This window comes from Micromonospora sp. NPDC050200, assembly GCF_040656135.1.
Lineage (GTDB): Bacteria > Actinomycetota > Actinomycetes > Mycobacteriales > Micromonosporaceae > Micromonospora.
Map to the genome: position 1 here is coordinate 133,755 of NZ_JBFALG010000002.1, position 10,776 is coordinate 144,530.

Genomic DNA, 10,776 nt, shown 5'->3' on the forward strand with positions numbered 1-10,776 from the left:
ACCGTGCGGTGACACCCGCCCGGCCGGGGACGGCGGCGGCGGACGTCGCGCGCAGGCCCATCTCACAACGTGTTCCGTGCCCGTCCGGCCGTCCGACCCAGCGCATAGGCTGAGCGGATGGCTGACCGCACCGATCCCGCCCCGACCGCGGCGAGCGTGCGGCGCGCGCTGCGCCGGGCGGCCACCGGCCGCGCGCTGGACGTCGCGGAGGCGACCGCACTGCTGGCGGCCCGGGGGGCCGAGCTCGACGAGTTGCTTCGCGTCGCCGGGGAGATCCGCGACGCCGGGCTGCGCGAGGCGGGGCGGCCGGGCGTGGTGACGTACTCGAAGAAGGTCTTCATCCCGCTGACCCGGCTCTGTCGGGACCGCTGCCACTACTGCACCTTCGCCACGGTGCCGCACCGGCTGCCGGCCGCCTTCCTGGAGCAGGACGAGGTGCTGGCGATCGCCCGGCAGGGCGCGGCGCTGGGCTGCAAGGAGGCCCTGTTCACCCTCGGCGACCGGCCGGAGGAGCGCTGGCCGGCGGCCCGCGATTGGTTGGACGAGCGTGGGTACGACTCCACCCTGGACTACCTGCGCGCCTGCGCGGTCGCGGTGCTGGAGGAGACCGGCCTGCTGCCCCACCTCAACCCGGGCGTGCTGTCCTGGTCGGAGCTGCAACGGCTCAAGCCGGTCGCGCCGAGCATGGGGATGATGCTGGAGACCACCGCGACCCGGCTCTGGTCCGAGCCGGGCGGACCGCACTTCGGCTCGCCGGACAAGGAACCCGCGGTCCGGCTCCGGGTCCTCGACGACGCCGGCCGGGTGGGGGTGCCGTTCACCACCGGCATCCTGATCGGCATCGGGGAGACCCCGGCCGAGCGGGTCGACGCGATCTTCGCGATCCGCCGGGCGCAGCGGGAGTACGGCCACCTCCAGGAGGTGATCGTGCAGAACTTCCGGGCCAAGCCGGACACCGCGATGCGCGGCATGCCCGACGCCGAACTGCACGACCTGGCCGCCACCGTGGCGGTGACCCGGGTGCTGCTCGGCCCCAAGGCCCGCGTCCAGGCCCCGCCCAACCTGATCGAGGGCGAGTACGACCTGCTGCTGCGCGCCGGCATCGACGACTGGGGCGGGGTGTCGCCGCTGACCCCGGACCACGTCAACCCGGAGCGGCCCTGGCCACAGCTCGACGAGCTGGCCCGGCACACCGAGAAGTCGGGCTTCACCCTGCGCGAGCGGCTGACGGTCTACCCCGAGTACGTCCGGGCCGGCGACCCCTGGCTCGACCACCGGCTGCTGCCGCACGTCGGCGCGCTGGCCGACCCGCGGACCGGTCTCGCCGTCGAGGCCGCCCGGCCGGTCGGCCGGCCGTGGCAGGAGCCCGACGAGACGTACGGCGGGCGGACCGACCTGCACGTCACCATCGACACCACGGGGCGTACCGGGGACCGGCGGGGCGACTTCGACAGCGTCTACGGCGACTGGTCCGAGGTCGCCGGCAAGGTGAGCGCGGGCGCCGCCCCCGGTGGAGGTGCCGTCGACGTACGGGCCGGGCTGCGGCTGGCCGCCGACGAGCCGGCGGCGCTGCTGGAGCCCCGGCACGCCGCCGCGGCGCTGGCGCTCTTCGGTGCGGACGGCCCGGCGTTGGACGAGCTGTGCCGGCTCGCCGACGACGTCCGGCGGGACGCTGTCGGCGACGACGTCACCTACGTGGTCAACCGCAACATCAACTTCAGCAACGTCTGCTACGTGGGCTGCCGGTTCTGCGCCTTCGCCCAGCGGGAACGGGACGCCGACGCGTTCCGGCTCTCGGTGGAGCAGGTCGCCGACCGGGCCGAGGAGGCCTGGGCGGCCGGGGCCAGCGAGGTCTGCCTGCAGGGCGGGATCGACCCGAAGATGCCGGTGACCGGCTACGCCGACCTGGTCCGGGCGATCAAGGCGCGGGTGCCGGGGATGCACGTGCACGCCTTCTCCCCGATGGAGATCGTCACCGCCGCCGCGAAGGCCGGCGTGCCGGTGAAGGAGTGGCTGATTCGGCTGCGCGAGGCCGGGCTGGACACCATCCCGGGCACCGCCGCGGAGATCCTCGACGACGACGTGCGCTGGGTGCTCACCAAGGGCAAGCTGCCCGCCGCCGCCTGGGTCGAGGTGGTCAGCGCGGCCCACGAGCTGGGCATCCGATCCAGCTCCACCATGATGTACGGCCACGTGGACCACCCGGGGCAGTGGCTGGCGCACTTCCGGGTGCTGGCCGGGGTGCAGGACCGTACCGGCGGGTTCACCGAGTTCGTGGCGCTGCCGTTCGTGCACACCAACGCGCCGATCTACCTCGCCGGCATCGCCCGGCCGGGGCCCACCTGGCGGGAGAACCGGGCGGTGCACGCGATGGCCCGGCTGCTGCTGCACGGCCGGATCGACAACATTCAGTGCTCCTGGGTCAAGCTGGGCGACGCCGGCACGGTGGCGATGCTCCAGGGCGGCTGCAACGACCTGGGCGGCACGCTGATGGAGGAGACGATCTCTCGGATGGCCGGCTCCGGCAACGGTTCCGCCCGCACCGAGGAGCAGTTGTGCGCGATCGCGGCCGCCGCCGGCCGGCCGGCGCGCAAGCGGACGACCGCGTACGGTCACCACCGCGCATAGCGTCGAACCTTTCCCCAGCTTCCCTCCGGCGGACCGGACTTGTTCGAGTTCGGCGACGACGTGCGGTACGAGATTCACATCGACAACGATGGAGACGCCCGTCCGGACGTGACCTACCGGTTCGAATTCACCACCGAGATCACGAATCCGAACAGCTTTCTCTGCAACACCGGATGCGCACCGGGCGTGACCGGTACGGCCGGGAGATCGAGATCAGCCGCGCTGACCGGGCCGGCGGGGCGCGTACCCACTCCGCCGTGCGGGAACGCGTCGTCCGGGACGGCGTCCTCCACAGTGCCGGGTACCCGGATCTGCCCGCCCGCCTCTGTACCGTGTGGTGGGACGAGCGGACGCCGGCCGGGGCGGTCCGGGTCGCCGGCGGCGCGGTCGTCGAATTCGTCTGGCCGACCAGTGCTCCGGCGAGGGTGGGCTGATCGCCGCACCGCGTCCGAGCGGTCGCGCCCGTCCACATCGTGGACGGGGCGATGTCGGCATTTCCGGCTCGACGGGCAGCCTCGGCGGAACCGCGTTAACCTGTGCCCCACCGAGATCCTGATCTTGGTGGGCTGGTCCACCGGAGCCTCCGCCGGCGTACCCCGGCGGCGTCCACGACGGCCACGCCACGGCAGAAATCTCGGGCAACTCGCCGGAGAGGGCGTTACTCGTCCGGGGTCTGAATCGATATGGCAGGTTGCGAGGCCGGGCGGCCGAAGTGGTCGCCCGAACGGTGTCGGGAGGGCGACTCCATTATCAAGTTCAGCTTGACGGCGCACGCATTACACGCGTGTAATTTGAATGGGGTTGTTCGCACGGAACGCAACAAATGGGGCCCGTACGGACAAGCACGCCTTTCGCGTGGGGGGTTGCAGCGGCGGTGACGCCGGTGCGCGACAAGGAGGCATCTGATGGACGGCCAGCTTGAGGTGGCCGACCTGCTCGGAAACGCGCCGGAGTGGCAGGAGCGGGCGCTCTGCTCGCAGACCGATCCGGAAGCGTTCTTTCCCGAGAAGGGCGGCTCGACCCGCGAGGCGAAGCGCATCTGTTCGCGGTGCGAGGTCAAGACGGAGTGCCTCGAATACGCTCTCGGTCACGACGAGCGGTTCGGGATCTGGGGCGGGCTCTCCGAACGGGAGCGGCGCAAGCTCAAGCGGCGGGCCGCCTGAGCTGATGTGGGGCCGGGGCGGTGGGGGCCGCCCGGCTCACGCCCGGGGTCGGGGCCGTGGGGGCGGCCCGACCGAGGGGGGTCGGTCAGGCCAGCTCGTCCGGGTCGACCCCGAGCAGGTTCGCCACCTGCTCGATGATCACGTCGTGTACGAGGTCGGCGAGGTCCTCGCGGTCCATCGCCCGGAACTCCAGCGGCCGGCGGTAGAGCACGATCCGCGGCGGCATCTCCTGCCGGCCGGGGCGACCCGGCAGCAGGCGGGCCAGCGGCACCTCGCCGTCCTCGAGCACGTCGGAGTCGTAGACGTTCAGGTCCGGCGGGACGTCCTCGACGGCGAACTCGACCCCGGCCAGCTCCTTGGCGAAGCGGCGCTCCAGCGTCTCGACGGTGTCCAGCACGAGGTCGTCGAAGACCTCGGCCTTGGTGCGGGCCAGCGGGACGGTCGCCGGCACCAGCCGCCCCCGCAGGCCACGACCGTGGCGGTCGCGGTGGGTGCGCCGGCCGGAGCCGGGGCGGCGGTGTTCCGGGCTCGTCATGAGGCACAGGGTAGCTCCCGCGACGGCCTGGCCTGCGGCAGCGGCGCACCTCTGGCGCGGCGGGACGCGACGGGCGCGAATTGTGATCACCGTGACGGGCGTGTCGCAACGCGAACCGGTGCGCCGGACCCGGTAATGGGGATACCCTGCCGCCGTGAGGTCACCACGGCGCTGCTCCCGTAACGGCTGCCCCCGGCAAGCGGTTGCCACGTTGACCTATGTCTACAACGAGTCGACCGCCGTGGTGGGCCCGCTGGCGGCCTTCGCCGAGCCGCACACGTACGACCTGTGTGAGCCGCACGCCCGGAGCCTGACCGCCCCCCGGGGCTGGGACGTGGTCCGGCACGAGGGCGAGTTCGAGCCGCCGCCGCCCACCACCGACGACCTGGTCGCGCTGGCCGAGGCCGTCCGGGAGGCCGCCCGCCCGGTCACCCCCCGTCCCCCCGCGGACGACCACGACCAGCACCAGACCCCCCACACCGGCCGCCGCGGCCACCTCCGGGTGATTCCCCCCAACCACTAACCCCCCGGCCCCCGGGGGCCCGCGGTCGATCATGAAGTTGTTGCCGTTCGCGTCGGCGTGTCGCGGCAACAACTTCACGATCGACAGGGAGGTGCGGCAGGGGTCAGTGGCCGAGGAGGCGGGAGAAGGCGGCGGCGCGCCGGGACGGGCGGCCGGTGCGGTGCTCGGACCGGTCGGCGGAGAACATCAGGCGTAGGCCGGCGTTGACCGCGAGCCAGCGCAGCGGTTCGGGTTCCCACCGGGGGGAGCGGTGGTTGACCCAGGGGAGGGCGGTGAGGTCGCTGTCCACACCCCGGATCAGGTCGGCGAGGGTACGACCGGCGAGGTTGCTGGTGCCCACCCCGTCGCCCACGTAGCCGCCCGCCCAGCCGATGCCGGTGGCGGGGTCCAGCCCCACCGAGGCGGACCAGTCCCGGGCCACCCCCAGCGGGCCGCCCCAGGCGTGGCTGACCGGCACCTCGGGGCCGAGCACGGGGAAGAGTTCGCCCAGCACCCGGCGCAGCGCGAGGAAGACCTCCGGCTCCCGGTCGTACGCGGGGGAGACGCGGGAGCCGAAGTGGTAGGGCGCGCCCCGGCCGCCGAAGGCCAGCCGGCCGTCGGCGGTGCGCTGGCCGTAGATGATGACGTGCCGCTGGTCGGAGAACGCCTCCCGCTCGGCCAGCCCGATCCGGGCCCAGGTCTGCTCGGGCAGCGGCTCGGTGGCCACCATCATCGAGTAGACCGGGGCGATGACGCGCCGCTGCCCGGGCAGCCCCGGCGTGTACCCCTCGGTGGCCCGGACCACCACCGGCGCCCGGACCGTGCCGTGCGGGGTGACCGCCGCGCCGGCCCGGATCGCGGTCACCGGGGTGCGTTCGTGCAGGCGTACCCCGCGGCGTTCCACCGCCCGGGCCAGCCCGCGGACCAGCTTCGCCGGGTGCACCACCGCGCAGTGCGGGGTGTATGTCCCGCCGAGGACCCCCTCGGCGGCGCACCGGGCGGACGCCTCGGCGGCGTCGAGCAGCACCAGGTCGTCGGGGTCGAGGCCGTGCTCGCGGGCCGCGGCCACCTCGCCCCGGGCCCGCTCGAGCTGGACCGCCGAGCGGGCCAGCACCACCGTCCCGCCCTGGTGCCAGTCGCAGTCGATGCCCTCGGCGGCCACCACCCGGCCGACCTCGCGCACGGTCTCCTGCATGGCCCGCTGCATGGCCAGCGCCCGGTCCCGGCCGTGCCGGCGGGCCAGCGCGGGCAGGGAGGTGGGGAAGAGCGCCGAGCACCAGCCGCCGTTGCGCCCCGAGGCGCCGTACCCGGCGATCTCGGCCTCCAGCACGGTGATCCGCAGCGACGGGTCGGCGCTCGCGAGGTGGTACGCGGCCCACAGCCCGGTGTAGCCGGCGCCGACGACGACCACGTCGGCGTCGGTGTCGCCGGGCAGCGGCGGGCGCGGGTCCAGCGGCTCGTCCACCGTGGACATCCAGTGCGAGAGCTGCTGGTAGCGCATCACCACTCCGGTGGGGGCAGGTCGTGGCGCAGCCGTGGGTCGGGCTGCGGGGTGCCGAGCGTCTCGACGACCGGCACCACCCCGGCCCAGACCGGCCGGTCGAGATCGCCGGCGGGGTCGTCGGGCGGGCCGGCGCTGACCTTCACCGAGCACTCGTCCAGCGGCAGGGCGAGCACCAGCGTGGCGGCCAGCTCCTTCGCCGACGGCGGCCGGATCAGCGGCCACCGGCCCGGGAGCAGGTGCGCCGAGAGGCGTTCCAGCGCGGCCAGCTTCTCGTCGCCGTCGAGGACGGTGAGCCGGCCGAGCACCATGGCGCACCGGTAGTTCATCGAGGACTCGAAGGCGCTGCGGGCCAGCACGAGACCGTCGAGCAGGGTCACCGTCAGGCAGGCCGGCCCGCCGGCCGCGAGGTGCCGGAACAGTCGGCTGCCGGTGGACCCGTGGACCAGCACCCGCTCGTCGTCGCGGGCGTAGGCCACCGGCAGCGCGTACGGCTGCTCGCCGTCGGCGATGGCGAGGTGGCCGACCCGGCCGGCGTCGAGGACGGCGTGCAGCGTCGCCCGTTCCGGCACGGCGAGGTCGGGCAGCCGGCGTACCCGGGTACGGTCGGTGCCACCGACGGCCCTGGTGCTCGCGGTCCGGCCCCCGGTGTCCCGGGAGCCGGCCCCGTCCGGCCCGGGTCCGCCGCTCAGAGGCGGTTCCATGCCTCGGTCAGTACGGCACGCAGGATCTGCTCGATCTCGTCGAACTGCTGCTGCTCGGCGATCAGCGGCGGCGCGAGCTGCACGACGGGGTCGCCGCGGTCGTCGGCGCGGCAGTAGAGCCCGGCCTGGAACAGCGCGGTGGACAGGAAGCCGCGCAGCAGCCGCTCCGACTCGGCCTCGTCGAAGGTCTCCCGGGTCGTCTTGTCCTTGACCAGCTCGATGCCGTAGAAGTAGCCGTCGCCCCGGACGTCGCCGACGATGGGCAGGTCGTTGAGTTTCTCCAGGGTGGACCGGAAGGCGTCCTCGTTGGCCCGGACGTGCCCGATGAGGTCCTCACGGGCGAAGACCTCCAGGTTGGCCAGCGCCACCGCGCAGGAGACCGGGTGGCCGCCGAAGGTCACCCCGTGGGCGAACATGCCGGTCTCGGTGAGGAACGGTTCCATCAGCCGCTCGCTGGCGATCATCGCGCCGAGCGGGGCGTAGCCGGAGGTGATGCCCTTGGCGGTGGTGATGATGTCGGGCTGGTAGCCGTAGCGGACGGCGCCGAAGTACTCGCCGAGCCGACCCCAGGAGCAGATCACCTCGTCGGAGACGAGCAGCACGTCATACGCGTCGCAGATCTCCCGGACCCGCTCGAAGTAGCCGGGCGGTGGTGGGAAGCAGCCGCCGGAGTTCTGCACCGGCTCCAGGAAGACCGCGGCGACGGTGTCCGGCCCCTCCCGTTCGATGGCGCGGCCGATCTCCTCGGCGGCCCAACGGCCGAACGCCTCGGGCGAGTCGCCGTGCTCGGGGGCGCGGTAGAAGTTGGTGTTCGGCACCTTGATGCCGCCGGGTACCAGCGGCTCGAAGTCGCTCTTGATGCCGGGCAGGCCGGTGATCGACAGCGCGCCCATCGAGGTGCCGTGGTAGGCGATGTACCGGCTGACCACCTTGTACTTGTTCGGCTTGCCGGTGCGCTTGAAGTACGCCCGGGCCAGCTTCCACGCCGCCTCGACGGCCTCCGAGCCGCCGGTGGTGAAGAAGACCCGGTTCAGGTCGCCCGGGGCGAGCGTGGCGATCTTCTCCGCCAGCTCGACCGCCTTCGGGTGGGCGTACGACCAGAGCGGGAAGTAGGCCAGCTCGCCGGCCTGCTTGGCCGCCGCCTCGGCCAGCTCGGTACGCCCGTGACCGGCGTTGACGACGAAGAGCCCGGCGAGTCCGTCCAGGTAGCGGCGGCCCTGCGCGTCCCAGACGTACGCGCCCTCGCCGCGCACGATGGTCGGAACCTCGCCGGCGGAGTAGCTGGCCATCCGGGTGAAGTGCATCCAGAGGTGGTCGGTGGCGTTGGCCATGTCAGCCCCATCGGGTCTCGGGCCGGTCAGGGGTGACACCGGCCGCTCTGCCCACGGTTATCGCACAGCCCAGCCCCGAAAAGCAAGTGGGATCAGTGGCGTATGGCCGTTATGGCGACGGAATCAGCGGATGGCTGCCGGCGATGCAACGGAATCCGAACCTCCGGGTTGCGGCTGGTGGGGGTCCGCCCGGGGGTGGGTGTCACAGGTCGGGCCCTGTCGAGCTGAATCGCTTACGACATCACGGCCGGCCGGGATGGCGGGGCAGCGGCACGTGGCGTCTTGCGACGCGGCCTACCGGGGCGTCGGCGGAGAGCGGCGCCGGACTGTCGTGGCGTCCCACCGGCTGAATCGTTTGCGACGTCAGCTCGAAAGGGCGCGGGCACCACATGGTGGGGCCAATCCAGGGCCTGCTCCCCGGGCGCTGGTGGGACATCGGCGGATGCGCCGAGCGGCAGTCGGCCAGACCGGGCGGCGGCCGGGCGGAACTGGGCGCCGATTCAGGCGGTGCCCCAGCTGTAGGTCTGCTTGCGCAGCTTGAGGTAGACGAACGCCTCGGTCGCCAGCACCCCGGGGACGGCGCGCAGCTTCTGCAGGATCTCCAGCAGGTGGGCGTCGTTGCGGCAGACCACCTCGGCCAGCAGGTCGAACGAGCCGGCGGTGACCACCACGTAGTCGATCTCCTCGAACTCGGCGAGCCGGTCGGCCACCGTCTCCAGGTCACCGTCGGTGCGCAGGCCGATCATGGCCTGCCGGGGGAAGCCGAGCTGGAGCGGGTCGGTGACCGCGACGATCTGCATCACCCCGGCGTCGAGCAGCCGCTGCACCCGCTGCCGTACGGCCGCCTCGGAGAGCCCGACCGCCTTGCCGATGGTCGCGTACGGCCGGCGGCCGTCCTCCTGGAGTTGCTCGATGATCTGCTTCGCCACGTCGTCGAGCAGAACGTGGCTGGCGCCATCACGCACGGTGACGCGCCGCCCGCCGGTGCCGTTCTCCTGTTGCCGGTTCGTCATCGACCGCTCCCCATGTCCGTTCCCCGCGCTGAACCTAATGCCATCGGGCAGTGTGGCGTAATTCGTCGTCAATTGCTATTCCCGCAACGGAATCCCTTGTGGGGTCCGTCACCTCATGTCAGGATCAGTCGTCCCAGGCACCTGACCCCTCCCGCCGGCGCGCCACCCCCGTCCCCGCCGCCGACGGACGACCCCCTAGGAGTCGTCACATGCGAACTCCCCTGAAGCCCCTCACCAGGCGCGGACTGCTCACCGGCACCCTCGGTTCGGCCGCCCTGGTCGCCGCGGGCGGCGCGCTGGCCGGTTGCGGCACCAAGGCCGCCACCCAGACCGAGGAGGGGTGCAAGAGCGAGGACCTCTCCGCCACGGAGAAGAAGCTGGCCTTCGCCAACTGGCCCCAGTACCTGGACGTCGACGAGAAGGACGAGTCGAAGCGCCCCACGCTCGACGCCTTCGTCAAGAGGACCGGCATCCAGGTCACGTACACCGAGGACATCAACGACAACAACGAGTTCTTCGGCAAGGTGCAGAATCAGCTCGCCGGCTGTCAGAGCACCGGACGGGATCTCATGGTCCTCACCGACTGGATGGCCGCCCGGATGATCCGGCTCGGCTGGATCCAGAAGCTGGACAAGGCGAAGCTGCCGAACGTCGAGGCGAACCTGCTGCCGTCGCTGCGCAACCGCCCCTTCGACAGCGACAACCAGTTGGCCATCCCGTGGCAGTCCGGCCTGGCCGGGCTCGCCTACAACGCCAAGGTCACCAAGGAGATCCGCACCGTCGACCAGCTGCTCACCCGCGCCGACCTCAAGGGCAAGGTGACCGCGCTCTCCGAGATGCGGGACACCATGGGCCTGCTGCTCCAGTCCAACGGCCACGACCCGGCCAACTTCACCGGCGCGCAGTTCGACGACGCGCTGAACAAGCTGAAGAAGGCCGTGGACTCCAAGCAGATCCGCAAGTTCACCGGCAACGACTACGCCCCGGACCTGGCCAAGGGGGACATCGCCGCCTGCATCGGCTGGTCCGGCGACGTGATCCAGCTCGGCTTCGAGGACGAGAAGATCAAGTTCGTGGTGCCGGAGTCGGGCGTGATGCTCTGGTCGGACAACATGCTGGTGCCGAACAAGGCCACCCACAAGGGCAACGCCGAGGAGCTGATCAACCACTACTACGAGCCGGCCATCGCCGCCCAGGTGGCCGCGTACGTCAACTACATCTGCCCCGTCAAGGGCGCGCAGGCGGAGATGGAGAAGATCGACCCGGAGCTGGCCAAGAACCCGCTGATCTTCCCGGATGATGCCCTGCTGTCGAAGTCCAAGGTCTTCATGGCCCTGGACGAGAAGCAGGAGAAGGAGTACGAGTCGAAGTTCCAGCAGGTCATCGGGGCGTGAGGACG

Annotated in this window: 10 protein-coding genes and 1 pseudogene; 6 read left to right on the forward strand and 5 right to left on the reverse strand. The window is 72.1% G+C overall.

The window, feature by feature from the left end:
• Nucleotides 1-117: 117 nt before the first annotated feature.
• From AB0I41_RS02105 to AB0I41_RS02120, 4 genes and pseudogenes are all read left to right on the forward strand, one after another.
• On the forward strand, nucleotides 118-2,628 hold the full coding sequence (locus AB0I41_RS02105) for a bifunctional FO biosynthesis protein CofGH (RefSeq protein WP_357100848.1): 2,511 nt from the start codon (nucleotides 118-120) through the stop codon (nucleotides 2,626-2,628).
• A gap of 15 nt (nucleotides 2,629-2,643) precedes the next feature.
• Nucleotides 2,644-2,802 (forward strand): annotated as a pseudogene (locus tag AB0I41_RS02110) (DUF4331 family protein); the annotation flags it as partial.
• Nucleotides 2,802-3,062, forward strand: a complete 261-nt coding sequence (locus tag AB0I41_RS02115) for a phospholipase (RefSeq protein WP_357100850.1) — start codon at nucleotides 2,802-2,804, stop codon at nucleotides 3,060-3,062. The pseudogene AB0I41_RS02110 and the gene AB0I41_RS02115, both read left to right, overlap by 1 nt.
• 471 nt (nucleotides 3,063-3,533) lie before the next feature.
• Nucleotides 3,534-3,791, forward strand: a complete 258-nt coding sequence (locus AB0I41_RS02120) for a WhiB family transcriptional regulator (RefSeq protein ID WP_007455784.1) — start codon at nucleotides 3,534-3,536, stop codon at nucleotides 3,789-3,791.
• 85 nt (nucleotides 3,792-3,876) lie between these two features.
• Here AB0I41_RS02120 and AB0I41_RS02125 read toward each other — a convergent pair whose 3' ends face one another.
• A complete protein-coding gene (locus AB0I41_RS02125) occupies nucleotides 3,877-4,326 on the reverse strand; it encodes a metallopeptidase family protein (protein ID WP_357100852.1) in 450 nt (149 codons plus the stop codon).
• 154 nt (nucleotides 4,327-4,480) lie between these two features.
• Between AB0I41_RS02125 and AB0I41_RS02130 the strand changes: the two genes are divergently transcribed.
• A complete protein-coding gene (locus AB0I41_RS02130) occupies nucleotides 4,481-4,849 on the forward strand; it encodes a DUF3499 domain-containing protein (protein ID WP_357100854.1) in 369 nt (122 codons plus the stop codon).
• A 103-nt stretch (nucleotides 4,850-4,952) separates the two neighbouring features.
• On the opposite strand, the gene AB0I41_RS02135 is transcribed toward AB0I41_RS02130, so the two are convergent.
• From AB0I41_RS02135 to AB0I41_RS02150, 4 genes are all read right to left on the reverse strand, one after another.
• Nucleotides 4,953-6,329, reverse strand: a complete 1,377-nt coding sequence (locus tag AB0I41_RS02135) for an FAD-binding oxidoreductase (RefSeq protein WP_357100856.1) — start codon at nucleotides 6,327-6,329, stop codon at nucleotides 4,953-4,955.
• On the reverse strand, nucleotides 6,329-7,033 hold the full coding sequence (locus tag AB0I41_RS02140; RefSeq protein WP_357100858.1) for a pyridoxamine 5'-phosphate oxidase family protein: 705 nt from the start codon (nucleotides 7,031-7,033) through the stop codon (nucleotides 6,329-6,331). Before AB0I41_RS02140 ends, AB0I41_RS02135 begins: the two co-directional genes overlap by 1 nt.
• On the reverse strand, nucleotides 7,018-8,364 hold the full coding sequence (locus tag AB0I41_RS02145; RefSeq protein WP_357100860.1) for an aspartate aminotransferase family protein: 1,347 nt from the start codon (nucleotides 8,362-8,364) through the stop codon (nucleotides 7,018-7,020). Before AB0I41_RS02145 ends, AB0I41_RS02140 begins: the two co-directional genes overlap by 16 nt.
• Nucleotides 8,365-8,864: 500 nt before the next feature.
• Entirely contained in the window at nucleotides 8,865-9,377 is a 513-nt protein-coding gene (locus AB0I41_RS02150) for an Lrp/AsnC family transcriptional regulator (protein ID WP_357100862.1), read from the reverse strand.
• Nucleotides 9,378-9,586: 209 nt separating this feature from the next.
• On the opposite strand from AB0I41_RS02150, the gene AB0I41_RS02155 reads away from it, so the two are divergent.
• Entirely contained in the window at nucleotides 9,587-10,771 is a 1,185-nt protein-coding gene (locus AB0I41_RS02155) for a spermidine/putrescine ABC transporter substrate-binding protein (protein ID WP_357100864.1), read from the forward strand.
• Nucleotides 10,772-10,776 lie beyond the last annotated feature (5 nt).